Here is a 24,836-nt window from a genome sequence, read left to right as displayed (position 1 = left end):
GGTCACAGCATCTTCTCTCTCACAAACCCTCGATCGCTTCGCGGATCGTATGCGGGCCGGAGGTCAGAACCAATATCTTGCCGACACTGGACGGCGCGTCGATGAGCGCTTCGATCACTGCGGCGACATCTGCACGAGGCACAGAGCCTCGATCGACGGGCGGCTCTGCAAGAAGGACTTCACCGGTGGGGTCGTCGTCTGTCAGAAGGCCTGGCCGAAGAATCGTCCAATCCAGCGAAGTCCTTGTCTTCAGGTCTTCCTCTGCTGCAGTCTTCGCCCGCAGGTAGGCGGCAAAAACCTCGTCGGTGTTCTCCGGTATTTCGTCACCAGCACCCATGGCGCTGATCTGTATGAACCGACGCACTCCCGCTTTCTCGGCGGCATCGGCCAACAGCACCGCCGCAGCTCGGTCTACGGAGTCCTTCCGCTCGATCGAGCTACCAGGTCCGGCGCCCGCGGCGAAGACCGCGACGTCGGCACCGTCGAGTACCTTCGCAACTTCCTCGACCGTGGAGGATTCCAGATCGATCACCACGGGGAACGCGCCGAGTGTGCGGACCGCACCCTCGTGCGCGGAGTTGCGGATCAGCGCTACCGGCCGATCACCATGTCCTGCCAGCAGGTACGTCAGGTGCTGCGCGATCTTGCCGTGCCCACCGGCAATGACCACGCGCCGTTCGTCCACACTTCGATGTTCCGTCATCGTTTTCTCCTCACAAGTCGGTACTTCAAGTGCAGCGCGCCGGAGGTGTCCGTTGTTCCCCTGTTTGTCCCACGAGTTCGGACACAGAGGCAGAATGACGGACATGGCATCTGCAACCATCTTCCACAATCAACGGTGCAACACGTCGCGGACTGTTCTCGGACTTATCCGCGACGCCGGCATCGAACCGACCATTGTGAAGTACCTCGATACTCCGCCTACCCGATCCGAGCTGGAAAAACTCCTCGCCGACGCCGGCCTCGAGCCCAGCCAAGCCGTTCGCAAGCGCGAAACGCAGTACAAGGAACTCGGGCTCGCCGATGCATCCGAATCCGAGATCCTCGACGCGATGATCGAGCACCCGATTCTGATCGAACGCCCGTTCGTGGTCACCGACAAAGGCACCGTCCTCGCGCGGCCTGCAGCCAAGGTGGAAGAAATTCTCTGACAGCGTCGACGGCTTACAGCGGATCGCGGGCGATCGGGCAGGACATGCACCGAGGACCACCTCGGCCGGACCCCAGTTCCGAACCCGCGATTCGCAAAACCTCGATACCCGAGGCCTCCAGCCTGGCGTTCGTTTCGACGTTGCGCTCGTAAGCGACGACGACGCCAGGCTCGACGGCGAGGGTGTTGTTTCCGTCGTCCCACTGCTCACGCTCGGCAGTCACCGTGTCGAGTCCGGTGTCGATCACACGCAGTTTTCCGATTCCCATGGCGTCGGCCGCCGCTTCGAGGAACGGCGTCGCACCGCGAATACTCACCCCGTCGTCTTCCTTGCGCAGAGTGAACGCCGCCAGGGTGTCCTGAATGGCCGGATACATGACGACCGCGTCGGCCTCGACCATGGTGCAGACCGTGTCGAGATGCATCGACGCTCGGCGTTGCTCGATCGGAACAACCAACACCGTGTGGGCGAGGCCGTCGTCGAACACGCTACGCGCCAATGCTTCTGCTCCGGCGGGTGACGTACGTTCACCGACACCGATTGCGATCACCCCCGGCGCGAGAAGCAGCACGTCACCTCCCTCGACAGGAGCCGTGTGCGACTCGTACGCGCGGCGCACGCCTTTGAATCGAGGGTGATGCGCGTAGACGAGATCCGTTATCGAGGATTCGCGAGCTCGCGCTGACAACGCCAAGGACGTGATGATGACCCGTGGCCCGACCCAGAACGACGAATCACGGGTGAAGAGCAAGTTGGGCAACGGGTCGATCACGAAGTCACCGCCGTGATGCATCCTGCGCACCAACGAGGTCGAGTCGGCATCGATCGGCAATTCGTCGAACGTCATTCCTGCAGTAAGGATCGACGAAAGCTCCTTCGGCTCCACCTTTCGCAGGTAGGCGGCCAGGTGTTGCCCGAGCGCGTGGCCGATCTTGCGTGCGTCCACGGCGGCCGCAATTCCCTGGATCCTCGCTGCGCCACTGACCTCGAGCGCCTCGGTGAGGAGATCGGACAAAAGCAGTACCTCGACGCCGCGCTCACGAAGGACGGTCGCAAACTGATCGTGTTCCTCCTGCGCGCGGTCCACCCACGGCAACGCGTCGAACAGCAGCTCGTCGTTGTTGCGCGGAGTCAATCGTTTCAACTCGTCGCCAGGACGATGAAGAATGACCGATCGCAATCGGCCCACCTCGGAATCGACACCGAGGGGGACGGAGCCAGAAGCGTTCATGAGTGAACACTAATCCCGTAGGCCCCACCCAGCAGGGATAAGCAGCTGTCGTACCGGCCCGCGTAACGTCTGATCCGACGCAGGCGAGAGGACCAGGCAATGAGTAGTACGGATCAGGCGGCGCTGAACGGCGCCGGAATCGAGAGGTTCACCGGGCGCTGGGTCGGCGCTGGAGCCGGACATTTCCCCACCATCGACGACTTCGAGTACTCCGAGGAGATCGAGTTCGCGCCCACCCCGAAACCGTTTCTCACCTACTCGTCGCGCACTCGTGGGCTCCCCGACGGACGACCGCTTCACATGGAATCGGGATACCTGCGCCCAACACCGGGTGGTGAGCTCGAATTGCTGGTCAGCCAGCCCACCGGATTCGTCGAGATCCATCGCGGCACCCTCGACTCCGAAGGCACTCTCGCCTTGACCCGTCTCACGCTCGCAGCATCACCCGACGCAAAACCGGTTCACGACGTTCGGCGAGTCATGCGCGTTCAGGGCGACACGCTGACATACGACCTGTGGATGGCGCACGGCGACACCCCGCTGACGCATCATCTCCACGCCACCCTCCACCGCGCGACGGACCGGTAGTCGCCATGGAGATGCCGTCGTGGAAGGCAAAGGAACTCACGCCCGGCCAGCTCTCCGAGCGCAGCGGTGTCGCCGTCTCGGCCCTGCATTTCTACGAACGAGAAGGCCTCATCGTCAGTCGCCGGACCAGCGGAAACCAGCGCCGATACCAACGAGACACGCTTCGACGCGTCGCCTTCATCAGAATCTCGCAACGCGTCGGCATTCCGCTGTCGGAAATCAGAGAGGCCCTCGGCACACTTCCTGAAGGCCGTACCCCGAACCGCGCAGATTGGGAAAGATTGTCGACCGGGTGGCGGCGCCACCTCGATCTACGCATCGAGCAACTGGAACGTCTACGGGACAACCTCACCGGTTGCATCGGTTGCGGGTGCCTCTCGTTGGAGGGGTGCGCCCTCGCCAACCCGCACGATCAACTCGCATCCGCCGGCCCGGGTGCGCGCGTTCTGGAAGTAGATTTCGGTGCAGGCTCAGGCGAGAAATGACTCAACGGCGTCCCGATCGCGCCCCAGCAAGTCCTCGACGGTCTTCTTCAGCAACTTCTCGATCTGGCCGCCGATGATCGGCATCTTCACCTCAGCCGTTCCGTCGACGACCAACCGCGTGCAGGACTCGGCGGCGGTGAGATCGAGCGTCGTCTCGATTCGGATCGGCAGTCCCCGCGCGATTCCGGTGACCGACCCTGCTGCACGCCCGTCCGACAGAGGTCCCCACCGATCGACCCGTTTCAGACCGAGCCGACTCGGCGCAACCTTGGCGACCAGGCTCGGGAGGGAGGCGGAGTCGATTTCCTCGGACACGGATACTTCGATCGATCCGTCTCGAACTTCGATGTCCGAGGTGGCATAAAGGTCTCCGAGTCTGCCTTTCCAATAATTCGGGTCGGTCAAAGTTCGATGCACGTCGTCGATCGGATATTTGAATTCGATATCGAAGTGAAAACTCTTCGGCATGACTTTGGTCCCTATTCGACTAGATAAAAGTCCCGGCGGAGTTGACGCTCATCGCTTGAGCAATTTACTGAACTGGTCGTTCGCTTTTTGCATCACGAACTCGTAAGGCAGGGCGAATTTGCGCGCCCACCAGTATCCGAATCGGATGTCATTGGACGTATATACGAGGTACGTATTCTTCTCGATTCCCCGCAGAATGCACGACGCCACCTTCTCCGGGGAGACAGCACGCGCCTCGAACCGGTGCGTGAGTTTTTCGACCCGCGGGTCGTTCCTGTCGATACCCGCTATTTCCACGGTTCCCACCAATGGCGTCTTCACCCCACCCGGCACAACCAGACTGACCCCGATTCCGTGCCGCTTCAGATCGAATCGCAGCACCTCGGACACCCCGCGAAGGCCGAACTTGCTCGCACTGTAGGCGGCGTGCCACGGCAGGGCCAAAAGTCCGGCAGCCGAAGACACGTTGACCAGGTGTCCACCCTTGCCGGCACGAATCATGGGTGGAACAAACGTCTCCATGACATGGATCGGCCCCATCAGGTTGACGTCCACCATGGACTTCCAATGCCGATGTTCGAGGTTCTCGATAGTTCCCCACGCTGAAATGCCGGCGATATTCATGACGACATCCATCGAAGAAAATTGAGTGTGAATCTCGGTACCGAATTTCACGACCTCGTCGTAGTCCGAGATATCGAGTGCCTTCGCCATGCTGACCGTGCCGCCGCCGGCGCCGACCATCGCGACCGTCTCTTCCAATCCGACGCTGTTGATATCGGTGAGAAACAATTCGGCGCCGACCTCTGATGCACGCAGCGCAGTTGCACGTCCAATTCCACTACCGGCGCCGGTGATCAGGCATTTCTTGCCGTCGAGCGACCTTACAGACATGGATGAACACTCCCCCGCACTCGTACTGTGGACATGCGGGAAAGTCTACGCACGCACGGTGCGGCCGCCCTGAAACACGCAAGACGACCTGCGGGGCACGGCCGTACTCCGCGCAAACACCGCACAGAGACGACCGCAGCGAGCACTAGAGACGCTGCATCATCTGCTCTTGATAGCCCTTGACCGTACGGTCGAGTTCTTCCGCCGCTACATCGTCCCCACGCTTGCGTGCGTCGTGGGCTCGATCCTGAATTTCACGGATTGCGCGGCGCAATTCATCATCGCTCATCGTGTGTTTCATGTCACAATTCTGCACCCACTCGGAGGGTTTAGCTAGCACAGATCGCAATCCGGCAAACCGTTCAAGGTTCAACCCCGAGGTGATCCGCATGACATCGCAACCAGCCACCCTGATCGCGACCCCAAACCTTCAAACATCGCTTGAACTGCAGTTTTTCAATCGAAATAGTTGTGAAAAACCAGGCTAACGCATAGCTAATATCGCCAAAACGGGTAAAAGGTTTGATATTGGGCAGATTGGCCAAGTACTGGAAGGTTCGAATAGCGCAGTCGTAGCTGCACATTTCCGTGTGGCGGAAACTCAATGTGCGCTGAGACATAGCTGAGCACTCATTGGCCAGACGAATCGAATCTCGGACACATTTGACAACTAGTCCACTAAACAGACTACGGTGAGCTACCGATCGGTTATCCGCGTGATACCGTAGGATTCACTGAACGGACAATTGCTAGCTAGAGAGGATTACGGGGCGGTTCACAATGGCTGACTTTGCAGAACGATTGAACAAACTGTTCGACAGTGTTCATCCTCCGGGGCGCAAACCCCATACCAACGCCGAGGTTGCGGCAGCGCTCATCGAAGACGGCCATCAGATCTCCAAGCCGTACATCTCGCAGCTCCGCTCGGGACAGCGCACCAACCCCTCAGACGAGACAGTCGCAGCCTTCGCCCGGTTCTTCAAGGTGAAGCCCGACTACTTCTTCAACGACATCTACGCAGCCAAGATCGATCACGATCTCGAACTGCTCTCACAGCTCCAAGGCTACGGGCTTCGCCGCCTCTCGAGCCGTGCATTCGACCTCTCGGAAGAATCGCAGAATCTACTCACCACGATGGCTGAAAAGCTCCGCGCGAGTGAAGGTTTGCCAGAGGTTCCGCCTGACGCGTCACGCTGATGTGAACGTGCTGAAGCACTGACTCGATCTCGAGCACTGCAATGACATGGAGTAGGTCGACTACGAACGTCGACCTACTTTTGTCGTTTCATCGAGTTCTTTCGCCAACAACAACACCCATCGGCGCGCCGACATCTTCTCAGGAGGCGCAATCCACCTGGTGTCCAACACATCCGAGGCCAAGGGATCGGCGATCCACCCCGCCAAAATCCCCGCGTGTGCAGTGACGGCCCGCGGCGGTTCCTGACCACCGACGTCGAACATCCCGGCGCCGGACTGGATGTACATCGCATCCATGATCTGCGCGATCATGTCCGATGCCCGCAGCACAGACGTACTCCCGGCGCTGTCCGCGTCGACTACCTCGGGGAATCGCTTGACGAGAAGCGCGTGCATCCGCCGCAGCCGGTACAGATCTCGTCGCGCACGTAACCAGGTCTCGAGAAGCACCCACGTGATGCCCAGCGCAATCAGAACACTCGAGGCAGCGATGAACCACACCCCTGCGCCCGTCCAGATATCCGATTCGAGTGCGCCGGTGCCACCGATCGATTCGACAAGCATCACGACGACCACGACGAGCAGGATCGACGAACCGGTCACGATCAACGCGATTCCGCGCCCCAACGGCGCCCACGCAACGTGCCGTAGCCCCGTCGAAATGACAAGGGACAGAGCGACGACGATAAAGATCAGAGCCGGCGCCGGGTAGCCGAAGAGAACCGCGATCGCCACCAGGAGCCCCACCGAGTACAGCACGGTGGCGAGGCCGCGCATAGCCGGACGTGACATCACCGGCCACGCAGACACGGCGCCGACTGCACTGGCCGCAGACAACGCTGTCCACAAGACGATGACGATCATCGCGGCGGCATGCTGCTCCGGCGCAATGCGATCGACGATGTCCCATACCGCCGGCACCATGACCGTCGACGACAACGCGACCGAGAAGCCTGCAAAGACCATCGACATTCGCAACGGCGTCGCGGTGCGCGCGACAACTCGACCCAGTCTCGCGCCGGCTGCAACCCAGACGAGAAGGGCCACAGCCCAAAAGATCATCCGATCGCCTCGTCATACCGCAACACCGACAGCGGTGTCCCACGGCCACTCATCGTTCGCAGACGCATGATCAACATCGACGCAAACGTCTCGGCTTCCCACTCCGCGATGTCGTCCATCGGCACGGGTTCGTTGCGCCGCAGAGAACGTTGACTCAACATGTAGGCGATCAAATCGTCACTGACCTCGAGCGTCGCCTCGGCGATCTCGGCACCCTCGTGGCGAAACACTATGTGCCCCAACTCATGTGCCAGAGTCCGCTCGACATTGGGTAGTCCGGGAGCCAAAACGATGACGTCGTGGTCGTCGTAGGCCCGGCGCTGACCGCACACTCCGGTGGCGAGAGGGGTTTCCAGATCGATCTCGATCGGGCGCCCACGCTCGCGGGCGACTGTCTGCACCACCGTCAGCAGTGACACTGCCTCCGACGACGCTGCTGCGTCGCATACGGCATCCACCGCGGCCAGAACGCGGCGATGTGAACGTCTGTCCGGCACGACTCACGCACCTCCCTGTGATCCGGGTGCCAGGAATTCGGCACGCGCGGCAGCCAATCGTGCCTTCTGCAGCGATGCTCCGCGGAAAGTCAGTGCTCCCGCACCGGCCGCTACCACTGCCATTCCGCCTACACCGCCGGCGACGGCGGCGGCGTTGAGAATCGGCGGAAGCCCTTGAGTGAACGCCGTCGGAAATGCCTGCGGGTTGTCAGTCGGAGCCGCGACGTTCGGAACGTTCGACGGTACCTGCGGAGCTACGGGTGCGGGTGCGGCCAGAACCTCGGGTGCGGAAGGGGCTGCGACTGCGCCCGGCGCAGCGTTTGCCGGTCCACCGGCAGAGGGTGCAGGCGCTCCGCCGCCCGCTGACGGTCCCTGCGGATCAGACGGTCCAGCCGGCGGAGCCGCTACCGCGGACGACTGCTCGGAACTCGGCTGCGATTCGGAAGGAGACTGTGTCTCGGAGGGTGCTTGGCTCGAAGGACTCTCGGTCTGCGAAGTTGCGTTGGTCGCGGGGGAAGCGCTGCTGCTCGGACGTTGCGACGCCGAAGGGTTGGTCGTGGGCTCAGTCGTCGTGGGCTCAGTCGTCGTGGTCGGCTCAGTCGTCGTGAGCTCAGTCGTCGTGAGCTCAGTCGTCGTGAGCTCAGTCGTGGTCGTCGGCTCAGTCGTGGTCGTCGGCTCAGTCGTCGTGGTCGGCTCAGTCGTCGTGGTCGGCTCAGTCGTCGTGGTCGGCTCAGTCGTCGTGGTCGGCTCAGTCGTGGTCGTCGGCTCAGTCGTCGTGGTCGGCGCAGTCGTGGTCGTCGGCTCAGTCGTCGTGGTCGGCGCAGTCGTGGTCGTCGGCTCAGTCGTCGTGGGCTCAGTCGTCGTCGGCTCAGTCGTGGTCAGCTCAGTCGTCGTCGGCTCAGTCGTGGTCGGTGTCGGTGTCGGAATTACGGTCGTGCCGCAGTTGTGACGGTGACAATGCCAGCCATAGTTGCCGTTGTTGCCGCCACCGTTGCCGTTGTGACCGCCACCGTTGCCGTTGTTATTGCCGCCGTTGTTGCCGTAATTGCCGTTTCCATTGCCGTTGTTGCCACCACCGCTGTTGCCGCCAGGTTGGGCGGCGACGATGGCGGGGAAGACCGATACGGCAAGGACGCCGATACCCATCAGGCACATCACAGCAACAAGCATCATCGCTAGCCGTCGTGGCTGGCTCATCGACATTCCTCCCCGACACATACGTCCGACCTGCGGAAAACTGCGGCAGACTCACCGTGCCTATCGCACCGGACACACCCTCGTTACATTTCCGGCAAACATGTATCCGCCCAAGGATCATCCCTCACTTGGAAGCTCAACGGTCCGGATCAGCGGTCGCAATCGTATGAAACGGCGCACACTCAGATCGAATCTTCGCAATTCGGGCAGGCCCTGAAAATGCAGGAAAGGGTCGTTCAACTTTCGTTGAAAGACCCTTTTCGCTGGTACTTCTTGGTGGAGCTGAGGGGAATCGAACCCCTGACCTCTTCGATGCGAACGAAGCGCGCTACCAACTGCGCCACAGCCCCGTGCCACCGCCTCAGCGGTGCTCGGCAACTCTAACAGGAACGAATACTCCCGTTGGAATCACCCGACACGAACTTTCGGCCCGACAAGATCGGCCCAGAAGATCACTGACCGGACGCGCGACGCATCTCGGTGTGCCTGATCTCTTCTTCGTAGTGATCTAGGTGATCGAACACCGGATCTTCGTCGTCGACCTCGAGGACAACCGCTCCTGGCCGACGTAGTCGCGCCGGAATCAGGCGAAGCTCTTCGTCGGTGTGCGATTCGACTCCGAGTCGCGATCGGTTGAGGCGTTCGGTACGACGGCGGCGAATCTCTTGCTCGATCCGAACCTGCCGACGCAAGTACGCCATGTACCCGCCGAGGCCGCAGACGGTCAGCGCAAACAACCACCACACCATCGGCGAGATGATCAATGCGAGAGCGCCCGAGAGAATCGCGACGAACGCAAGTCCCAGCAATGTCCGCTGACGGAATGCATACCGCGCCTCCCGGGCGATGGCATCCGCTTCGGGGTCGAATCCGCCTCGGCCGCGCCGAACCGGAACAAATTCTCCGACCGGTGCACGACCGCCGGCGTAGTCGTCTTCTGCGTGAGTGTCCATCTGGTCCTCCGCGTCGTAGCTGCTGCGCACTGGTTCTGGTTGCCAGTTCGGATCGCTTCGATGTCCTGCTGCCGGCCCGCGCTGAACAGGGTTGCTGTCGCCGCGGTGGAGTACTCGAGTCGCGAGTGCCGCGTCACTCGTCTGCCGGATCCTGGGGCGCTTGTTGACAAGCATCGGCACCAGGACGAACAGCCACACGGCCACCAGCCCGATCCACACGAATGAGCTAGGCATGCCGCGGCCTCCTCCCGATCACCTACCAGCACCTATGCCAGCCGTTGACGAGTCAAGGTTAACGGCCGACGCCCTCGCATCGTTGCCGACGCGCCGAACCCCACCATACTCATGTGTCACACGCGTACCGAACTGAACTTCCGGTTCAGTCCCAAAAGTCTCAAGTTCTGGTTGAATCAAAAACCACATTTTCCCGCCCGAAAGTAGGACTACTCAGCGGTAACTGCTGTTTAGCTCGCGTTTCTCACGCTTCTGGCGCCGTCTTCGTCACACCCATGAAGCGCGTCCGGACCGCACCAATCTGTCGACGACGGTGGTGGGTACTTCCTCGATGGTCATTCCGACCAGAAGATGATCACGCCATTGGCCGTCGACATCGAGGTAGCGCTTGAGAAGACCTTCCTCCCGGAACCCAACGTTTCGTAGGACTGCGCGACTCGACGCGTTCTCCGGCCGAACAGTGGCCTCCACTCGATGCAGACCGACCTTCGAGAATGCGTGATCGAGTGTGAGTGCAACGGCAGCTGTGGCTACGCCCCCACCGGTCACGTGCGAGGCGACCCAATAGCCCACCCAGGCGGACCGCAGAGCGCCGCGCACCACATTTCCGATGGTGACCTGCCCGCAGTACTTCCCGTCGAGTTCGATCACCAGGGGAAGGATCCTGCCCTTGCGCGCTTCGGAGCGAAGGTTTCCGCACAGGGACGGCCAGACGGTGATGTGGTGGCGAGCATCCCAGGGCGATTCTCCGGTGGGCTCCCACGGCTCGAGGTGCTCGCGATCGCGAATGCGGAGACGACTCCACACAGCAGCGTCACGGAGCTTCACGGGGCGGACGGTCACCACTCCCGCGGGCACTCGCAGCGGGCCGAGATCTTCCGGCCATCCTGGATGGACTGACATCACACCCCACTCGGGTCGGCGTTACCCACGTTGGGCGAGAAAAGCTACGTCGACTTCTTCACCGATGTGCACTTCGGTGACGTCTCGATCGACCAGAACCAAGCAATTGGCTTCCGCCAAGGTCGCGAGGAGATGTGACGACGCACCGGGCGCGCCCCCGAGGGCCTGCACCAGGTACTCCCCTGTCGCTTCGTCACGCATCAGCTGACCACGCAGAAAACCCTTGCGATCGGCAATCGACGTGATCGTTCCCACTGTCCGCGCCTTCACTACTCGCCGCATCGGCTGGCGGCGTCCGAGCGCGATTCTGATCAGCGGGCGAACCATGACTTCGAATACCACCAGTGCGCTGACCGGGTTGGACGGTAGGAGAAAGGTCGGAACCTCGTCCCTTCCCAGCTTTCCGAAGCCTTGCACCGATCCCGGATGCATGGCAACGCGCTCCACCTCGAGTGTCCCCAGGTCGGCAAGCGCCTCACGAACCTCGTCGGACGCTCCGCCGCCCACGGCACCGGCGATGACAACGATTTCCGAGCGAATCAGCTGTCCCTCGACTACTTCGCGAAGACGACGAGAGTCGTTGCCTGCGATTCCCACACGGTTGACGTCGGCGCCGGCATCGCGCGCTGCGGCGGCGAGGGCATACGAATTGACGTCGTAAACCTGACCAGGTCCCGGCGTGCGATCCACGTCGACGAGTTCTCCACCGACGCTGATGACGGAGAGGCGCGGACGCGGATGGACGAGTACTTTGTCGCGGCCGACCGCGGCAAGCAACCCGACCTGTGCGGCTCCGATGATGGTGCCTGCCCGAACGGCCACGTCGCCCGGCTGGACGTCGTCGCCTGCACGGCGAACGTAATCGCCCGAACGCACCGGCTCGAAGATCCGAACGCGAGCGCGACCACCGTCGGTGTTCTCGAGCGGAAGAACTGCGTCGGCCAGCGTGGGCAAAGGCGCGCCCGTGTCGACTCGAACGGCCTGACGCGGTTGCAAGCGGATCGGTTGGCGTGAGCCCGCCGTCACCTCGCCGACCACCGGCAAGCTGAGGTCCGTAGGCTCGCCGTCCTCGCCGCGGAGGTCGGCTCCAGCTCCGGCGACATCGACACTGCGAACCGCGTAACCGTCGATGGCAGCTTGATCGAATCCCGGCAATGGGCGTTCGGTCACCACTTCCTCGGCACACAGCAGTCCCTGCGCCTCCGAGATGGCGACCCGAACCGGACGGGGCGCCACTGCAGCAGCGGTAACCCTGGTCTGCTGCTCCTCAACCGACCGCATCTGGTCCGCGTCCTCCTGTGTCTGGAAATTCGGTGATATCCGTCAGCTCATGATGCCTTGCCGCCGAAAAGGGACAAGCACATTGATACTGCGTTATCGGGCGATCAACCACCGTGGCGACACGCTCAGCGGTCGAGCCGATCCGCGAGCCACTTACGCAAGGACGGGCCGTAATCGTCACTGTCGAGTGCCAGGTCCACCGAAGCGCGGAGGTACCCGCCGGGGTTGCCCAGGTCATGACGCGTTCCGCGGTGCACCACCACGTGAACCGGATGGCCCTCGGAAATCAGGAGAGCGATGGCGTCGGTGAGTTGCAACTCACCGCCGGCTCCCGGCTCGATGCGACGAAGTGCGTCGAAGATCGCACGATCGAGCAGATAGCGACCTGCAGCGGCAAAGGTCGACGGCGCGTCTTCCACAGCCGGCTTCTCGACCATGCCGACGACCTTGAGGACGTCGGGATTGACCGCGTCGGGAACGATCTCGACGTCGAAGACGCCGTAAGCGCTGACTGCGTCTTTCGGGACGTCGATTGCACAGAGAACGGACCCGCCGCGCTTGGCCCGAACTCGCGCCATGATCTCCAGGACGCCACGCGGTAGTACGAGATCATCGGGCAGAAGGACCGCGATGGCGTCTTCGTCGTCGTCGAGAACCGACTCGACGCAACCGACTGCATGCCCGAGGCCGAGAGGCTGCTCCTGAATCACGGAGTCGACTTCGAGCAAACCCGGCGCTTTGCGCACCTTCGCCAGGGCAGCGAGTTTTCCGCTTGCTTCCAGCTTGCTTTCGAGCACGAGATCCTCGACGAAGTGGGCAACCACGCCGTCTTTGCCCGGGGACGTCACGATGACGAGCCGCTCGGCTCCCGAGTCCGCAGCTTCACCTGCCACCAGTTCGATACCCGGTGTGTCCACGACCGGCAGCAATTCTTTCGGAACCGTCTTGGTGGCAGGCAGGAAACGCGTACCAAGTCCGGCTGCGGGAACCACGGCCGTACGGAAGGCCCTCGTGCTGCTAGCGACAACGTCTGTCATGCCAACACCTTAGCCGCCGCTTGTTACCGCTCGGTCAGCACGACGAATATCGTTGCGGGGTGACACCTCAGACAAAAGCACAATGGCGACAAATCACACTCGCAGCACGTGATGCAGTCTCCGAGCACACTCGAAACACGGAAACTGCGGCGTTGATCACGCACATACGTTCAGTGATTGTCGACGGCTCGGTCGTCTGTGCGTACGTCCCCACCCGCACCGAACCAGGATCCACCGATTTGCTCGACGCCGTTGCCGAGATCGCTCAGCGTGTACTACTTCCGATCACCGGGGAGCCGGGACCGTTGTCCTGGGTCGAGTACAGCGGCGCGGACGGTTTGCGCCCCGCGAAGTACGGCATTCGGGAGCCTGTCGGACCCGTCTTGCCACCGGAAGCCCTGTCCGACGTGGAATGCATGCTGATCCCTGCTCTCGCGGTGGATCTTCGTGGAACACGCCTGGGCCGTGGCGCAGGCTTCTACGACCGGACGCTCGGGTCGGTCGGACCACAGACTCGGCTCGTGGCAATTGTCAGAGACTCCGAACTCGTCGAGGCCTTGCCTGCCGACGACCACGACATTCCCATGGGCTGGGCATTGACGCCGCGCGGCGGCCTCACGCAACTCAAAGGCGATTGATCTGCGGGAATAGATCCCTGATTAGCGCTGTTGGCACTGTCACTTGTAGAGTGCTAAAGGCTGCGGTGTAAATACGCGGCTGCTCGAACATCACAGTGCGGAGGAAGCCCGGTGCCCACCTACTCATACGCATGTACGGAATGTGACAACCGTTTCGACATCGTCCAGTCCTTCAGCGAAGATTCGCTGACGGTCTGCCCAGCTTGCTCAGGCAAGCTCCGCAAGCTGTTCAACTCTGTTGGCATCGTGTTCAAGGGCAGCGGCTTCTACCGCACCGACAGCCGCGGCGGCTCCGGGACTGCGAGCGAGCCCGCCAAGAGTGATTCGGCACCCGCTGCGAAGTCCGAGTCCAAGTCGGACTCCTCTTCGACATCGAGTTCGTCGACCAGCACGCCGGCGCCCGCAAAGGCTGCCGCAAGCTGATTTCCACAACCTCCGGGTTGTCCACAGTTTCACATGGTTAGGGCCGGAAGCACCGCTTCCGGCCCTAACGTGCATGAATGCCGTCAGCACGTTCTCGCTCGCCGAGGCGCTCCGATCCACTGCGCGCCCAACTCGATCTCAGCCCGAGCACCTTCGATCGCGTCGTCGAACTGACACGCGGCACACGATTCCGCACGGCGACAGTCCGTAAGATCGCAGCCGTTGTCCTGGCCACACTCGGCGTTGTTCTCTTCTTTCGAGGCGATCCCGCGACCGACACCGTCGCCGTAGTTGTCTCGAGCCGCGATCTCACTCCGGGGCAGGTGATTGCGGATTCGGATGTCGAGATGCGAGAGATCGACTCGAAACAACTTCCCGAAGGAGTTGTCTCCGATACCGACCTGGTAGTCGGGAGAACCGTTGCCGGCCCGATTCGCTCCGGAGAAACCGTCACCGACGTGCGCGTTCTCAGCCCACGGCTGGCCGGGTTGTCGGTAGGAACCGACGACGCCCGCATCGTCCCCGTCCGATTGGCCGATGCGGCCGTCGCGGACATGTTGCGCAGCGGGGACGTCGTCGACGTCCTGACCGTCGGCCCTGACACATCCCGCCCAGACACACCCCACCCCGACACACCCAACGAATCAGTTGCAGACAAGGCCCCACAAATTCTTGCGGCAGGAGCGGTAGTCGCGTTGGTCACCACGTCGGAAAGTACACGTAACCAGCAGGAACAGGTGATTTTGCTGGCCCTGCCGACACCAGCAGCCAACGTCGTAGCCGCGGCATCTCTGTCCAATGCGATCACCGTGACATTCCGCTGACCGCACAAAGCGTCCGAAGCTCCTCTAGGATTTTTCCAGTCGGTTCGGTATCAACGGACCATCTGGCACTTGCCATCGGAGACTCGAGGGGACACCGACATGCTCAAGGGATTCAAGGACTTCCTGCTTCGCGGAAACGTGCTCGACCTGGCCGTCGCAGTGGTCATCGGCGCGGCCTTCACCGCCATCGTGACTGCCTTCACCAGCAATATCATCAACCCACTTGTCGCTTCGATTGGCGGAGCCAACGAATACGGGTGGGGCATTCAGCTGACGGGTGACTCCGCTGAGACGTTCCTGAACTTCGGTGCGGTCGTCACCGCGATCATCAACTTCATCATCATCGCAGCGGTCGTCTACTTCGTGCTGATCGTCCCTGCGAATGCGGCGAAGAAGAAGTTCGTCTCCGAGCCCGAGGACAAGGAAGCCAGCGAAACCGATCTGCTCATCCAGATCCGCGACATCCTCTCGGCCAATGCCGGTGGCGCCGACACGGGAGCGCACGCCAAGACTCTCGAATAGGCAGTGCCCACAGATCAGATCAGGCCCTCGGACAATTGTCCGGGGGCCTGATTTACTTCTCAACCCCCGTGGTGCGGGGGCCGCTGACTGCGCAGCCAGTCGTCGTCCGAGGACCGCGAGGATCCTTCGGGACCCCGCTCGTCCGACGTCGTCTCGGGAAAGACGTCCCCGAAGATGCGCGCCAGGCGCTTCTTGTCGACTGACGGCTTCTTCGGGGTATCTCGTTGCTCCGACAAGCTGTCTCAGCCCTCGAGGCTGGAGAGCTCGGCGATCACGTGACTCGCCAAAGCCGTCAGGGTTGCCATGCCGTCGCGAATTGCCGGCCTGGTCGACGCCAGATTGGCGACCACGGTGCTTCCCGAAACTCCGACGAGGCCGCGGGACAAGCCTGCATCGAGCGATCCGGCCGAAAGACCGGAAGCACGAAGTGCTTCGGCAATTCCCGGGATCTCGCGATCGAGAACCTCAGCGGTCACGTCAGGAGTGACGTCACGCGGGGATACCCCGGTACCGCCGACCGAGATGACGAGGTCGACGCCACCGATGACTGCGGTGTTGAGAGCGTTGCGGATCTCCACTTCGTCGGCGGCGACGGCGACCGTCGCATCGACGAGAAAACCCGCTTCGTTCAGCAGTTCCGTGACCAGTGGACCGATGGAGTCGGTGTTGTCGCCGTGGGCTGTGCGATCGTCGACGATGACGACCAGAGCGCGGCCGGCCGATGTGGCTTCGAGTTCCATGACTCCTACCGTAGTGTCCGATCCCGACGCCGTTGCGATCTGGCCGAAGATCGGGTCGATCGTCTGCTGATCGCCGAACATCATCGGCCGCCCTGCGCTGCCGCGGTTCCCAACGTGACGTCGACGGTCTTGGTCTGCCCGCCGTCGCTGTACGTGATCGAGACCTTGTCGCCGGGAGCATGTGAACGCACTGCCGCGATCAGCGAATCACCATCTGCGACAACACGATCGTCGACCTTGGTGATGACTGCACCCTTCGGGATACCGGCCTTGGCTGCCGGCCCGTCAGCAGTGACATCCATGACGGTTGCGCCGTCGGCGTTGTCCTGCGACGGCACGGTCACGCCGATCATGGCCTGAGTCGCCTTGCCGGTCTTGATCAGTTCGTCGGCGACGCGGCGTGCCTGATCGATCGGGATGGCGAAACCGAGGCCGATCGAACCGCCTTGGGTACCCGACGACGCTCCGAGCGAGGCGATCGCCGTGTTGATGCCGATCAGCTGGCCGTCCATGTTGACGAGGGCGCCACCGGAGTTGCCGGGGTTGATCGCTGCGTCGGTCTGCAGAGCGTCGATGACGGTGTTCTGGTTGCCGGACTCGCCGCTCGTGGACACCGGGCGATCGAGTGCGGAGATGATGCCTTCGGTGACCGTGCCGGCCAGGCCGAGTGGGGACCCGACGGCAACCACCTGCTGTCCGACCTGGACGTCGCCGGAGTTGCCGAGATCGATGGGGGTGAGGTCGTTGCGACCGTCGACCTTGATGACGGCGATGTCGGAGACGGGATCGGCACCGACCAGAGTGGCCGAGGCCTTGGTTCCGTCGGAGAACGCAACGCGAAGTTGCGCTCCCTGTGCGCCGGCAACGTGGTTGTTGGTCAGGATCAGACCGTCGGAGGACAGGATGACACCGGAGCCCTCACCGCCCTGTCCCTGCGCGGTGGCCACCTCGATCTGCACGACGCTCGGCACGACCTTCGAGGCAACGGCCTGAACCGAGCCGGCGGGAGCGTTGGACGTGTTGGTCGCAGTGGGCTTCGGAGCGTTCAGAGAGTTGGTGACCGTCGCGGTTCCACCGTTGCGGTCCGCGACGACGGCGCCGACCACGCCACCGACACCGCCACTGACCAGGACCAGGGCGAGAGCGCCGGCAACCAGCGCCATGCGTCCCGACTTCGGCTTGGTGGTGGTCGAACCGGAGTTCGGCCCCTGCAGCGGTGCGGGGATCTGATTGTGGCCGCCGCCCGGGCCGTTCGGACCGCCGGGGCCACCAGGGTTGGGTGCGCCGTACGGGGCGCTCTGCTGGTACGCGGCCTCATGGGCACCGTGCGGGTGGCCGAAAGCCTGCGTGGGCTGCTGCTGTGCCTGCCCGAAGGCTTCGGTGGGCCTGCCTTCAGTGGGTCGGGCTTCGGCGGGTCGGGCGAACGACTCGGTCGGCTGGTACGGCTGCTGAGGCGCCTGCCCCTGAGGCTGCTGCGGCGGCACGGGAGGCTGTGCCTGAGGTGCTGTCGGCTGTGCCTGAGGTGCTGTCGGCTGCGCCTGGGTGGTGGGCTCGCTGTTGGGCTGCTCGGGCCGGGTCGGCCCGACGTTACGGTCCTCGGTCATCGGCTCGCTTTCGTCTACGGTGACCACCGGACGGGCAGTCACAACTGTTCTGCCGACAATGCTGCCTTGCGCTGCTGAGAAGGCGCTGAGACGTGCCTGTCACTTTACCCAGAGTTCGACGTGAAAAACCGGTGTTGTCGGTTCGGCCCGAAAGACTTTCGGGCCGAACGCATTAAGCCGTGACGTCAGTCACCGAAGCGAGGGACCAACGGGTCTACAGAACACGCTACTCGACACTCGGCCCCGGTTCACCGGGAAGCACGATACGAACAAGCGCTCCCCCACGATCGGATTCGTCGATCGCGATGGTGCCGCCGTGCTTGACGACGACCTGACGCACAATCGCAAGTCCCAGACCCGATCCCGGCATCGAACGTGCCGCAGTCGACCGGTAGAAACGATCGAACACCAACTCCCGATCCTCCTCCGGAATGCCAGGTCCCGCATCACTTACGGTCAATTCCAACAATCCTTGACCCACCGGTCGCATTTCGACGCGTACCTGTTCGCCCTTCGGACTCCACTTCGCAGCGTTGTCGAGGACGTTCAGCACGGCACGCGACAGGCCCGCTTGATCTCCGTAGACGTACCACGGAGTGGTGACCGCCTCGAACTCGATTTCGTTGCGCCTGCGCCGCGCTCGTTCGAGCGCACGCTCGACGACGTCGCTGACGTCGACGCGCTCGTACACGGTTTCGGGTGCGTCTTCACGGGCCAGGTCGACGAGGTCGCCGACCAGAGTCGAGAGTTCCTCGATCTGCGCGACGACGTCGGCACGAAGTTCTGCCATGTCCTCGTCGGGAATCTGCGGCGCACCGGGGCGACTGGACGCGATCAGCAATTCCATGTTGGTACGCAACGAAGTCAACGGTGTGCGCAACTCGTGTCCGGCGTCCGCAACGAGGCGCGACTGACGCTCACGGGACTCGGCGAGCGCCCGCAGCATCGTGTTGAAACTCTCTGTCAGGCGCGCCAATTCGTCGCTGCCGGTAACGGGGATCTGCGTCAGATCGTCGGTCCGAGCGACTCGTTCGGTGGCAGCAGTCAGCCTGGCAATAGGTCGTAAACCGGTGCGGCCCACGGTAGTACCCGCCACCGCCGCAAGTATGACGCCACACCCGCCGACCACGAAGAGCACCCAGGCCAGACGGTCCAGTACCGCAACGGTCGGCGCGAGCCGCTGACCGATCACCAAAGTGCTTCCGTCATGGGTTCGTTGAGCCAGCACTCGCTGACCGTCGACGGTTCGCAGCGAGGAATCCGATTCGCCACGCGCTACGGCGTCTTCGGCTTCACCGATCGGCACGTCGGAACCGGGCGGCTGGTACGTGCTCAGGTCCGAGAAGATCAGGGCCACACTGATGTCGGTGGTGTACAGCGTCGCACCGGAGATGTAGCGAGGATCGAATCGCACGACATTGCTGTCGATCAGCACCGCTGCCCTGGTACGCAACTGGTGATCGACGTCCGCGTAGAGCGCACGCGAAACCACCGCGTAGGCAGCGATCGCCATGACTGCGACGGCAATGGCCACCACCGACGCGGCGAGCAGCGTCACACGCCAACGCAATGACACCGAACGGGTCAGTGGCATCGGCGGGCGCATTTCGACGGACGCTTGGGTGGTGGAGGATTTCTTCGGTTCGGCGTTCTTGCCGAACGGAGCGGTGATCACGGAGGCGTCTCCCGCAGGACGTATCCGACTCCGCGTACGGTGTGGATCAACCTCGGTTCGCCGTCGGCTTCCGTCTTGCGACGCAGGTAGCCGACATACACCTCGAGGGCATTGCCGGACGTCGGGAAGTCGTATCCCCACACTTCTTCGAGAATGCGTCCACGGGTCAGCACGCGGCGTGGGTTGGCCATGAGCATTTCGAGGAGGGAGAACTCGGTGCGCGTCAGGCTGATCGATCGTTCGCCGCGCTTGACCTCACGGGTGACCGGGTCGAGGGTGAGGTCCTCGAACGCCATCATTTCGGAATCGGCGTCCAGATCGGGCGCGGTGCGGCGAAGTAGTGCACGCAACCTGGCAAGCAACTCTTCCAAAGCGAAGGGCTTGGGCAGGTAGTCGTCCGCTCCGGCATCGAGACCGGCCACTCGCTCGCTGACCGAATCGCGGGCGGTGAGCACGAGGATGGGCAGGTCGTCGCCGGCACTGCGAAGACGACGGCACACTTCGAGTCCGTCGAGTCGCGGCATCATGACGTCGAGCACGACGGCGTCGGGCCGGTTGGCGAGGATCTTCTCGAGTGCGTCGAGCCCGTCGACCGCGAGCTCGACCGTGTAGCCGTTGAAGCTGAGCGACCGCCGAAGCGACTCGCGAACCGCCCGGTCGTCGTCGACCACCAAAATACGCATACCGACAGTTTGGACTGAAGTGCTGAGATGCGGCTGAGAGGGTCCGATTCCGGCCTCCGGCGTGTCGCGGTCAGTCCCGGGTTCGCCTGGGCCCGGGCAGGCTCCAATGACGCCATAACGCAAGCAGTCTGAACACCGCGGCGAACGCCGTGCCGCACACCAGCGCGGCGTTGGTGGACAGTCCGGCTTGCGAGACTGTGACCACCAACGCAGCGCCGAGCAGTGCGGGAACCGCGTACAGGTCCTTGTGCAGGAGCAGTGGCACCTCGTTGACGAGAACGTCGCGGATCACGCCGCCGCCGATCGCCGCGGTCGCACCGATCAACGTCGCCGCCAGCGAACTGGCGTTGTTGTCCAGCGCGATGACGGCGCCGGTGCTCGCGAACAAGCCCATCCCCAGTGCGTCGAGCGCCAGGATTTCACGACGCAGTCGATTGAGCGGCTCGTGGAGGTAGAACACGGCGAGTGAGGTGGCGGCGGCGGTTCCGAAGTACGGCCAACTGCTCAGAGAGCTGGGCGGATGGACGCCGAGGAGAACGTCGCGGACGATACCGCCGCCGATGCCGGTGAACACACCGACCGAGCACACCCCGAAGATGTCGAGTCGCTTGGTGACGCCCACCAGGGCACCCGAGGCCGCGAACGCCACGATGCCCACCAGTTCGAGGATCCTCAGCAGCACCGGCCAAGGATCGCACGGTCAGATGCGGCTCGGGTCGATCACCCCGAGCCGAACTGCTTTGACCAGTCGCCGAGGCACCCGGTGGGTCTGGCCGAAGGCCGTGACCTCGACCAGATCGGGCGCCGTCGCCTTCCACTGGGCACGACGGCTGCGCGTGTTGGAACGGGACATCTTCCGCTTGGGAACGGCCATCAGAGTGCCTTGCGCTTTCCGTAGCGCCGCTCGAACTTCTCGACGCGTCCGGCGGTGTCCATCACACGTTGCGCTCCGGTCCAGAACGGGTGAGAGTCGCTCGTGACGTCGACGACCAGCAGCGGGTACGTGCCACCATCTTCCCATTCGACGGTGCGCTCACTCGTCACGGTCGATCGGGTCAGGAAGCTCTTGCCGGTGCTGGCGTCCTGGAAGACCACCGGGTGGTAGTCGGGGTGCATCTGCTTCTTCATTCGTTTCCCTCTCGCGTTGATTCGGTTTCGGCATAAGGTGATTCGGATTCGTCACACGGGTCTTCGTGAAACTCGCCGAACGGGTCTTCCCACGTTGCCCACGACGCTTCGTCCGCCAATTCGTCGTCGGTGACCAAGGCGTGCTGCAGTGTTCGGTCGATCTCGAGCGGGTTCGCACCGCACGTCAGAACGACCATCGAGGTGTCGCGATCACCGAAACGCTCGTCCCATTTCAGGGCCGCGAGTGCACGGCGTTCAGCTGGAACGCGGTCTCGTTCCTCCGGCGTCATCGCGGCCAGCCAGGTGTCCGCGCTGGCAACTCGCAGGCCACCGCCCGCCGATTCGAGCCAGAGCGCTTCACCCGGTTGCGTTGCCACCCAGACTCGTCCGCGGGAGTACACGACACCTTCGAGCAGGACGTCGATCGCCTCGTGCAGACGACCGGGGTGGAACGGCCGGTTCGCGGTGAACTCGACGAGCATCACTCCGCCGTCGTCGTCGAGCGGCGGCTGGCGACGCAACAGCGGTGAGTGAGCGTCGGCCAGTTCACCGCGTCGCGCATCCGCAGGCACCTCGAGGAGCAGTGCCTCGATGTCGTCTCCCTCATCGAAGACGGGTACCCGTGGAGCGATGCGCGCGAGAACCGCATTCAAGCGGGACCGCTGCCAGCCGTCGAGCGCATCGGACCCGCGTAGGACGAGCGCGTCGGCGAAGTCGACCTGCCCGACGACGACCTGAGCCAGGGTGCGGTCGTCGTCGAGAGCTTCGTCGCCGGTGGCGTCTGCCAGCCAGGTCGCCGCATCGATGCACGTCACGACGGCGTCGACGCGGACGTCCCGCTGCGCCGGTCCGTCCAGTTGGCCGACGACGCCGGTCACGACGACGTGCTCGATCGCCCAGCACAGCGCCTCGGGCTCGAGTTGCCGGTCCAACAGCAACACGATCCGCTGCACCGAACTGTGCGAGTGAAGCCGGCGCAGGAGCGGCAGCAAGTCTTCGCGCAGGGTGCAGGAGACGCAGCCGTGCGCGAGCTCGAGGATCGTCTCGCGCTCGGACACAGTGCCGGCAGACCCGGCACTCCCGGTCATCGAGGTGACCGTCCGCCGGACCACCCCTTCACGGACGTGGCTCAGGTCGTGGTGGACCAGAACAGTTCCGGTCCGCAGCAACGCTCGTGCGGTGTGTGGGGTGGATTCGCTCATGCCGGCGACCAGGACCAGCGGAGTCCTGCCGTCCAAGATCGTGTTCACAGCGGGCCTTTCTGGGAATGATTGTCATTACCGAGGTTGAACGGTACATTGATCTCACCGCATTGTCGAAAATGATTGTCATCTGCAAGTTGAAAGGAACACCCATGTCGGCTCACTGCCAAGTGACCGGACGTGTGCCGGGGTTCGGAAAATCCGTCTCGCACTCTCACAAGCGTTCGAACCGTCGCTGGAACCCGAACATCCAGCGCAAGACCTACCTCCTGCCCAGCGAGGGGCGTCGCATCACACTCACGCTCTCGACCAAGGGCATCAAGACGATCGACCGCGACGGCATCGAATCCGTCGTCGCCCGGATCCGCGCGCGCGGCGAGAAGGTCTGAGCAGATGGCACGCAACGAGATCCGCCCGATCGTGAAACTCAAGTCCACCGCGGGCACCGGGTACACGTACGTGACCCGCAAGAACCGTCGTAACGACCCCGATCGACTCGTACTGAAGAAGTACGACCCGGTGCTGCGAAAGCACGTCGATTTCCGAGAAGAGAAGTAGGCATGGCCAAGAAGTCGAAGATCGCGAAGAACAACCAGCGACGGGTCGTCGTCGAGCGGTACGCGGAGCAGCGGTCCGCTCTCAAGGAGACGATCCGCTCCCCGAAAAGCTCGGCAGAGGAGCGCGCGAAGGCCCAAGCGACCCTGCAACGTCTACCACGCGACGCCAGTCCGGTACGATTGCGCAATCGAGACGCTGCGGATGGACGTCCGCGCGGCCACCTGCGGAAGTTCGGGCTCTCCCGGATTCGCGTGCGAGAAATGGCGCACCGTGGGGAACTGCCTGGCGTACACAAGTCGAGCTGGTAAGGAAGTCGGATGGCAGTCAAGCGTTCACCGTCGAAGAAGCCACGCCCCGTAGAGGGTCGTAAGCCCAAGAAGAACCCGTTGTTCGCAGCGAAGATCACGCATGTCGATTACAAGGACATCAACTTGCTTCGCACGTTCATCTCGGACCGCGGCAAGATCCGCAGCCGTCGCGTCACGGGCCTGACCCCGCAGCAGCAGCGTCAGGTCGCCGTTGCAGTGAAGAACGCACGCGAAATGGCGTTGCTCCCCTTCACCGCCGCACGGTAGTCATACGTGCTCGGTAGTCACACGTAGAAGTACCGAAAAGGTCGCGCAGTCACTCGACTGCGCGGCCTTTTTGTTGCCCTGACTAAGATTTTCCCGAAGTCGTTCATTCCAGTCGAGAGGTGCCCGCAGCGTGTCGGGAGTTGTTGCGGGTTTCACCGTAATTTTTGTTGTCATCGCGGTCGGGTATCTCCTCGGCCGTCTCGGCACCCTCGGTAGCCAAGGACAGTTCGTTCTCGGTCGACTCGTCTTCTTCGTCGCGACGCCTGCCCTGCTGTTCACCACCCTCGCGTCGTCCGATCTTTCGGTGATCTTCTCGCCGACGCTCGCCGTTGCGTCGGCTACTGCCTTTGCCGTCGGCGCTCTGTACGTCGTCGTCGCAAAGATCTGGCTCAACCGGCCGCTACCCGAACTGACCATCGGCGCGCTGTCGGCTTCGTACGTGAATTCAGCCAACCTCGGAATCCCGATCGCGGTGTTCGTGCTCGGCGATGCCACGTTCGTCGCGCCGCTCCTGCTCTTCCAGATCGTCGTGTACTCCCCGATCGCCTTGACGATCCTCGATCTGACGGCCCTTCGCGGCGCGGATGCCGAGAAGCTCTCGTTGATCGACACCGTCACCGCCCCGTTCAAGAATCCGATCGTGCTCGCGGGCGCTGCGGGGTTGATCGTCGCGTTGATCGGTTGGGTACCGCCCCGGCCGCTGATGCAGCCTTTCGAATTGATCGGCGCGACGTCGGTACCCGGTGCGCTGTTGGCATTCGGGCTCTCGCTCTACGGCGTGCGGGTGCTGGAGAAAGGCTCGAGTCCACGCCGCGACGTCGCGCTGGCGTCGACGCTCAAGATCGTGGTCCAACCTGTGCTGGCCTATCTGATGGCGCATTTCCTCCTCGGCATCGACGGTCATCAGTTGTTCGCCATCGTGGTCGTCTCGACGTTGCCGACGGCGCAGAACGTCTTCATCTACGCAAGCCGCTATCGGCGCGGAATGGTCCTCGCCCGAGACAGTGCCTTTGTCACCACTTTGGCGTCAATTCCCGCAATTGCGCTGGTCACAGCGCTACTCGCTTGAGCAGGGTTACGGTGGAT

35 protein-coding genes and 1 tRNA gene are annotated in these 24,836 nt (G+C 62.8%); 15 read left to right on the top strand and 21 right to left on the bottom strand.

The features are described from left to right. Positions 1–19 precede the first annotated feature (19 nt). Complete coding sequence (locus ABIE52_RS30350) at positions 20–703, bottom strand: SDR family oxidoreductase (protein ID WP_003946268.1); 684 nt, start codon at positions 701–703, stop codon at positions 20–22. A 94-nt stretch (positions 704–797) separates the two neighbouring features. Here ABIE52_RS30350 and arsC point away from each other — a divergent pair, with 94 nt between their 5' ends. Beyond that, complete coding sequence (arsC, locus tag ABIE52_RS30345; protein ID WP_003946209.1) at positions 798–1,151, top strand: arsenate reductase (glutaredoxin); 354 nt, start codon at positions 798–800, stop codon at positions 1,149–1,151. Positions 1,152–1,164: 13 nt separating this feature from the next. Here the strand turns inward: arsC and arcA are convergent, their stop codons facing one another. Then, a complete protein-coding gene (arcA, locus tag ABIE52_RS30340; protein WP_003946210.1) occupies positions 1,165–2,382 on the bottom strand; it encodes an arginine deiminase in 1,218 nt (405 codons plus the stop codon). 99 nt (positions 2,383–2,481) lie between these two features. Here arcA and ABIE52_RS30335 point away from each other — a divergent pair, with 99 nt between their 5' ends. Together ABIE52_RS30335 and soxR are read left to right on the top strand one after the other, a co-directional pair. Next, positions 2,482–2,970, top strand: coding sequence for a heme-binding beta-barrel domain-containing protein (locus tag ABIE52_RS30335; protein ID WP_003946270.1), 489 nt, complete (start codon positions 2,482–2,484; stop codon positions 2,968–2,970). Between the two features lie 5 nt (positions 2,971–2,975). Then, entirely contained in the window at positions 2,976–3,455 is a 480-nt protein-coding gene (soxR, locus tag ABIE52_RS30330) for a redox-sensitive transcriptional activator SoxR (protein WP_003946250.1), read from the top strand. Here soxR and ABIE52_RS30325 read toward each other — a convergent pair. From ABIE52_RS30325 to ABIE52_RS30315, 3 genes are all read right to left on the bottom strand, one after another. Continuing rightward, entirely contained in the window at positions 3,441–3,923 is a 483-nt protein-coding gene (locus tag ABIE52_RS30325) for a DUF2505 domain-containing protein (protein ID WP_030536322.1), read from the bottom strand. The genes soxR and ABIE52_RS30325 overlap by 15 nt on opposite strands. Before the next feature lie 48 nt (positions 3,924–3,971). Next, positions 3,972–4,817: an SDR family oxidoreductase gene (locus ABIE52_RS30320; protein WP_007729029.1), complete on the bottom strand. Its 846-nt coding sequence runs from the start codon at positions 4,815–4,817 to the stop codon at positions 3,972–3,974. Positions 4,818–4,962: 145 nt separating this feature from the next. Then, positions 4,963–5,118, bottom strand: a complete 156-nt coding sequence (locus ABIE52_RS30315) for a hypothetical protein (protein WP_003946253.1) — start codon at positions 5,116–5,118, stop codon at positions 4,963–4,965. Between the two features lie 479 nt (positions 5,119–5,597). On the opposite strand from ABIE52_RS30315, the gene ABIE52_RS30310 reads away from it, so the two are divergent. Next, positions 5,598–6,014 (top strand): helix-turn-helix domain-containing protein, encoded by a 417-nt coding sequence (locus tag ABIE52_RS30310; protein WP_003946231.1) that lies wholly within the window; start codon positions 5,598–5,600, stop codon positions 6,012–6,014. Between the two features lie 60 nt (positions 6,015–6,074). Here ABIE52_RS30310 and ABIE52_RS30305 read toward each other — a convergent pair whose 3' ends face one another. Together ABIE52_RS30305 and ABIE52_RS30300 are read right to left on the bottom strand one after the other, a co-directional pair. Further along, positions 6,075–7,076, bottom strand: a complete 1,002-nt coding sequence (locus ABIE52_RS30305; RefSeq protein ID WP_047272490.1) for a hypothetical protein — start codon at positions 7,074–7,076, stop codon at positions 6,075–6,077. Then, entirely contained in the window at positions 7,073–7,573 is a 501-nt protein-coding gene (locus tag ABIE52_RS30300) for an ImmA/IrrE family metallo-endopeptidase (protein WP_003946241.1), read from the bottom strand. The genes ABIE52_RS30305 and ABIE52_RS30300 overlap by 4 nt, the downstream gene beginning before the upstream one ends. 178 nt (positions 7,574–7,751) lie before the next feature. Here ABIE52_RS30300 and ABIE52_RS30295 point away from each other — a divergent pair, with 178 nt between their 5' ends. Together ABIE52_RS30295 and ABIE52_RS30290 are read left to right on the top strand one after the other, a co-directional pair. Continuing rightward, complete coding sequence (locus tag ABIE52_RS30295; RefSeq protein ID WP_192712300.1) at positions 7,752–8,522, top strand: hypothetical protein; 771 nt, start codon at positions 7,752–7,754, stop codon at positions 8,520–8,522. Positions 8,523–8,524: 2 nt separating this feature from the next. Next, positions 8,525–8,752 carry a hypothetical protein gene (locus tag ABIE52_RS30290; protein WP_168422008.1) on the top strand — a complete coding sequence of 76 codons (228 nt, stop codon included), beginning with the start codon at positions 8,525–8,527 and terminating at the stop codon, positions 8,750–8,752. A 292-nt stretch (positions 8,753–9,044) separates the two neighbouring features. Here ABIE52_RS30290 and ABIE52_RS30285 read toward each other — a convergent pair. From ABIE52_RS30285 to ABIE52_RS30265, 5 genes are all read right to left on the bottom strand, one after another. Continuing rightward, positions 9,045–9,120, bottom strand: a tRNA-Ala gene (locus ABIE52_RS30285). Positions 9,121–9,222: 102 nt separating this feature from the next. Then, entirely contained in the window at positions 9,223–9,957 is a 735-nt protein-coding gene (gene sepX, locus ABIE52_RS30280; RefSeq protein WP_007727521.1) for a divisome protein SepX/GlpR, read from the bottom strand. 267 nt (positions 9,958–10,224) lie between these two features. Then, the gene (locus tag ABIE52_RS30275; RefSeq protein ID WP_007727523.1) at positions 10,225–10,860 is read right to left on the bottom strand and encodes a GNAT family N-acetyltransferase; all 636 of its coding nucleotides are present in this window, start codon (positions 10,858–10,860) and stop codon (positions 10,225–10,227) included. A 21-nt stretch (positions 10,861–10,881) separates the two neighbouring features. Beyond that, positions 10,882–12,141, bottom strand: a complete 1,260-nt coding sequence (gene glp / locus ABIE52_RS30270; protein WP_003946353.1) for a molybdotransferase-like divisome protein Glp — start codon at positions 12,139–12,141, stop codon at positions 10,882–10,884. A gap of 125 nt (positions 12,142–12,266) precedes the next feature. Then, on the bottom strand, positions 12,267–13,178 hold the full coding sequence (locus tag ABIE52_RS30265) for a UTP--glucose-1-phosphate uridylyltransferase (protein WP_003946415.1): 912 nt from the start codon (positions 13,176–13,178) through the stop codon (positions 12,267–12,269). Positions 13,179–13,237: 59 nt separating this feature from the next. Here ABIE52_RS30265 and ABIE52_RS30260 point away from each other — a divergent pair, with 59 nt between their 5' ends. The 4 genes from ABIE52_RS30260 to mscL all read left to right on the top strand — a co-directional run bounded on the left by ABIE52_RS30260 (position 13,238) and on the right by mscL (position 15,585). Beyond that, on the top strand, positions 13,238–13,816 hold the full coding sequence (locus ABIE52_RS30260; protein ID WP_054782288.1) for a 5-formyltetrahydrofolate cyclo-ligase: 579 nt from the start codon (positions 13,238–13,240) through the stop codon (positions 13,814–13,816). Positions 13,817–13,927: 111 nt separating this feature from the next. Next, complete coding sequence (locus tag ABIE52_RS30255; RefSeq protein WP_003946378.1) at positions 13,928–14,239, top strand: FmdB family zinc ribbon protein; 312 nt, start codon at positions 13,928–13,930, stop codon at positions 14,237–14,239. A 77-nt stretch (positions 14,240–14,316) separates the two neighbouring features. Continuing rightward, positions 14,317–15,063 carry an SAF domain-containing protein gene (locus tag ABIE52_RS30250; protein WP_047272494.1) on the top strand — a complete coding sequence of 249 codons (747 nt, stop codon included), beginning with the start codon at positions 14,317–14,319 and terminating at the stop codon, positions 15,061–15,063. 99 nt (positions 15,064–15,162) lie between these two features. Next, the gene (mscL, locus tag ABIE52_RS30245) at positions 15,163–15,585 is read left to right on the top strand and encodes a large conductance mechanosensitive channel protein MscL (RefSeq protein ID WP_030536328.1); all 423 of its coding nucleotides are present in this window, start codon (positions 15,163–15,165) and stop codon (positions 15,583–15,585) included. A gap of 59 nt (positions 15,586–15,644) precedes the next feature. Here mscL and ABIE52_RS30240 read toward each other — a convergent pair whose 3' ends face one another. The 9 genes from ABIE52_RS30240 to mrf all read right to left on the bottom strand — a co-directional run bounded on the left by ABIE52_RS30240 (position 15,645) and on the right by mrf (position 22,665). Then, the gene (locus ABIE52_RS30240; RefSeq protein WP_165639126.1) at positions 15,645–15,821 is read right to left on the bottom strand and encodes a hypothetical protein; all 177 of its coding nucleotides are present in this window, start codon (positions 15,819–15,821) and stop codon (positions 15,645–15,647) included. A gap of 6 nt (positions 15,822–15,827) precedes the next feature. Then, on the bottom strand, positions 15,828–16,325 hold the full coding sequence (locus tag ABIE52_RS30235) for a MogA/MoaB family molybdenum cofactor biosynthesis protein (RefSeq protein ID WP_192712362.1): 498 nt from the start codon (positions 16,323–16,325) through the stop codon (positions 15,828–15,830). 80 nt (positions 16,326–16,405) lie between these two features. Then, positions 16,406–17,929 carry a S1C family serine protease gene (locus tag ABIE52_RS30230; protein WP_230587546.1) on the bottom strand — a complete coding sequence of 508 codons (1,524 nt, stop codon included), beginning with the start codon at positions 17,927–17,929 and terminating at the stop codon, positions 16,406–16,408. A 226-nt stretch (positions 17,930–18,155) separates the two neighbouring features. Then, a complete protein-coding gene (locus ABIE52_RS30225) occupies positions 18,156–19,535 on the bottom strand; it encodes a HAMP domain-containing sensor histidine kinase (protein WP_230587550.1) in 1,380 nt (459 codons plus the stop codon). A 65-nt stretch (positions 19,536–19,600) separates the two neighbouring features. Then, a complete protein-coding gene (locus ABIE52_RS30220) occupies positions 19,601–20,287 on the bottom strand; it encodes a response regulator transcription factor (protein WP_003946387.1) in 687 nt (228 codons plus the stop codon). Between the two features lie 70 nt (positions 20,288–20,357). Then, positions 20,358–20,969, bottom strand: a complete 612-nt coding sequence (locus ABIE52_RS30215) for a trimeric intracellular cation channel family protein (protein WP_003946409.1) — start codon at positions 20,967–20,969, stop codon at positions 20,358–20,360. An 18-nt stretch (positions 20,970–20,987) separates the two neighbouring features. Continuing rightward, entirely contained in the window at positions 20,988–21,161 is a 174-nt protein-coding gene (rpmF, locus tag ABIE52_RS30210) for a 50S ribosomal protein L32 (RefSeq protein WP_007727540.1), read from the bottom strand. Beyond that, positions 21,161–21,415 (bottom strand): type B 50S ribosomal protein L31, encoded by a 255-nt coding sequence (locus tag ABIE52_RS30205; protein ID WP_003946367.1) that lies wholly within the window; start codon positions 21,413–21,415, stop codon positions 21,161–21,163. Before ABIE52_RS30205 ends, rpmF begins: the two co-directional genes overlap by 1 nt. Next, positions 21,412–22,665, bottom strand: a complete 1,254-nt coding sequence (gene mrf, locus ABIE52_RS30200; RefSeq protein ID WP_003946410.1) for a ribosome hibernation factor-recruiting GTPase MRF — start codon at positions 22,663–22,665, stop codon at positions 21,412–21,414. Before mrf ends, ABIE52_RS30205 begins: the two co-directional genes overlap by 4 nt. A 104-nt stretch (positions 22,666–22,769) precedes the next feature. Here mrf and rpmB point away from each other — a divergent pair, with 104 nt between their 5' ends. From rpmB to ABIE52_RS30175, 5 genes are all read left to right on the top strand, one after another. Then, the gene (gene rpmB, locus ABIE52_RS30195; protein ID WP_003946346.1) at positions 22,770–23,006 is read left to right on the top strand and encodes a 50S ribosomal protein L28; all 237 of its coding nucleotides are present in this window, start codon (positions 22,770–22,772) and stop codon (positions 23,004–23,006) included. Positions 23,007–23,010: 4 nt separating this feature from the next. After that, a complete protein-coding gene (rpmG, locus tag ABIE52_RS30190; RefSeq protein ID WP_003946358.1) occupies positions 23,011–23,175 on the top strand; it encodes a 50S ribosomal protein L33 in 165 nt (54 codons plus the stop codon). A 2-nt stretch (positions 23,176–23,177) separates the two neighbouring features. Then, positions 23,178–23,483, top strand: a complete 306-nt coding sequence (gene rpsN / locus ABIE52_RS30185) for a 30S ribosomal protein S14 (RefSeq protein WP_003946379.1) — start codon at positions 23,178–23,180, stop codon at positions 23,481–23,483. Positions 23,484–23,492: 9 nt separating this feature from the next. Beyond that, positions 23,493–23,750: a 30S ribosomal protein S18 gene (gene rpsR / locus ABIE52_RS30180; protein WP_003946414.1), complete on the top strand. Its 258-nt coding sequence runs from the start codon at positions 23,493–23,495 to the stop codon at positions 23,748–23,750. 130 nt (positions 23,751–23,880) lie between these two features. After that, complete coding sequence (locus ABIE52_RS30175; RefSeq protein ID WP_003946401.1) at positions 23,881–24,819, top strand: AEC family transporter; 939 nt, start codon at positions 23,881–23,883, stop codon at positions 24,817–24,819. Positions 24,820–24,836: the final 17 nt, after the last annotated feature.

The organism is Rhodococcus sp. OAS809, assembly GCF_040546695.1.
Taxonomy (GTDB): Bacteria; Actinomycetota; Actinomycetes; order Mycobacteriales; family Mycobacteriaceae; genus Rhodococcus_F; species Rhodococcus_F qingshengii.
Note: the sequence above shows the minus strand (reverse complement) of the source record. Positions and strands in the feature narration are given on the sequence as shown.

Bases quoted from the DNA above. Each gene is read 5' to 3' on its own strand.
- glp (WP_003946353.1), bottom strand. From the start codon at position 12,141: ATGCGGTCGGTTGAGGAGCAGCAGACCAGGGTTACCGCTGCTGCAGTG.
- ABIE52_RS30310 (WP_003946231.1), top strand. From the start codon at position 5,598: ATGGCTGACTTTGCAGAACGATTGAACAAACTGTTCGACAGTGTTCAT.
- mscL (WP_030536328.1), top strand. From the start codon at position 15,163: ATGCTCAAGGGATTCAAGGACTTCCTGCTTCGCGGAAACGTGCTCGAC.
- ABIE52_RS30315 (WP_003946253.1), bottom strand. From the start codon at position 5,118: ATGAAACACACGATGAGCGATGATGAATTGCGCCGCGCAATCCGTGAA.
- ABIE52_RS30350 (WP_003946268.1), bottom strand. From the start codon at position 703: ATGACGGAACATCGAAGTGTGGACGAACGGCGCGTGGTCATTGCCGGT.
- ABIE52_RS30225 (WP_230587550.1), bottom strand. From the start codon at position 19,535: ATGCGCCCGCCGATGCCACTGACCCGTTCGGTGTCATTGCGTTGGCGT.
- ABIE52_RS30275 (WP_007727523.1), bottom strand. From the start codon at position 10,860: ATGTCAGTCCATCCAGGATGGCCGGAAGATCTCGGCCCGCTGCGAGTG.
- ABIE52_RS30320 (WP_007729029.1), bottom strand. From the start codon at position 4,817: ATGTCTGTAAGGTCGCTCGACGGCAAGAAATGCCTGATCACCGGCGCC.
- ABIE52_RS30205 (WP_003946367.1), bottom strand. From the start codon at position 21,415: ATGAAGAAGCAGATGCACCCCGACTACCACCCGGTGGTCTTCCAGGAC.
- ABIE52_RS30305 (WP_047272490.1), bottom strand. From the start codon at position 7,076: ATGATCTTTTGGGCTGTGGCCCTTCTCGTCTGGGTTGCAGCCGGCGCG.
- ABIE52_RS30325 (WP_030536322.1), bottom strand. From the start codon at position 3,923: ATGCCGAAGAGTTTTCACTTCGATATCGAATTCAAATATCCGATCGAC.
- arsC (WP_003946209.1), top strand. From the start codon at position 798: ATGACGGACATGGCATCTGCAACCATCTTCCACAATCAACGGTGCAAC.
- rpsR (WP_003946414.1), top strand. From the start codon at position 23,493: ATGGCAGTCAAGCGTTCACCGTCGAAGAAGCCACGCCCCGTAGAGGGT.
- ABIE52_RS30220 (WP_003946387.1), bottom strand. From the start codon at position 20,287: ATGCGTATTTTGGTGGTCGACGACGACCGGGCGGTTCGCGAGTCGCTT.
- ABIE52_RS30250 (WP_047272494.1), top strand. From the start codon at position 14,317: ATGCCGTCAGCACGTTCTCGCTCGCCGAGGCGCTCCGATCCACTGCGC.
- ABIE52_RS30230 (WP_230587546.1), bottom strand. From the start codon at position 17,929: ATGACCGAGGACCGTAACGTCGGGCCGACCCGGCCCGAGCAGCCCAAC.
- soxR (WP_003946250.1), top strand. From the start codon at position 2,976: ATGGAGATGCCGTCGTGGAAGGCAAAGGAACTCACGCCCGGCCAGCTC.
- arcA (WP_003946210.1), bottom strand. From the start codon at position 2,382: ATGAACGCTTCTGGCTCCGTCCCCCTCGGTGTCGATTCCGAGGTGGGC.
- ABIE52_RS30265 (WP_003946415.1), bottom strand. From the start codon at position 13,178: ATGACAGACGTTGTCGCTAGCAGCACGAGGGCCTTCCGTACGGCCGTG.
- ABIE52_RS30335 (WP_003946270.1), top strand. From the start codon at position 2,482: ATGAGTAGTACGGATCAGGCGGCGCTGAACGGCGCCGGAATCGAGAGG.
- rpsN (WP_003946379.1), top strand. From the start codon at position 23,178: ATGGCCAAGAAGTCGAAGATCGCGAAGAACAACCAGCGACGGGTCGTC.
- ABIE52_RS30235 (WP_192712362.1), bottom strand. From the start codon at position 16,325: ATGGAACTCGAAGCCACATCGGCCGGCCGCGCTCTGGTCGTCATCGTC.
- rpmF (WP_007727540.1), bottom strand. From the start codon at position 21,161: ATGGCCGTTCCCAAGCGGAAGATGTCCCGTTCCAACACGCGCAGCCGT.
- rpmG (WP_003946358.1), top strand. From the start codon at position 23,011: ATGGCACGCAACGAGATCCGCCCGATCGTGAAACTCAAGTCCACCGCG.
- sepX (WP_007727521.1), bottom strand. From the start codon at position 9,957: ATGCCTAGCTCATTCGTGTGGATCGGGCTGGTGGCCGTGTGGCTGTTC.
- rpmB (WP_003946346.1), top strand. From the start codon at position 22,770: ATGTCGGCTCACTGCCAAGTGACCGGACGTGTGCCGGGGTTCGGAAAA.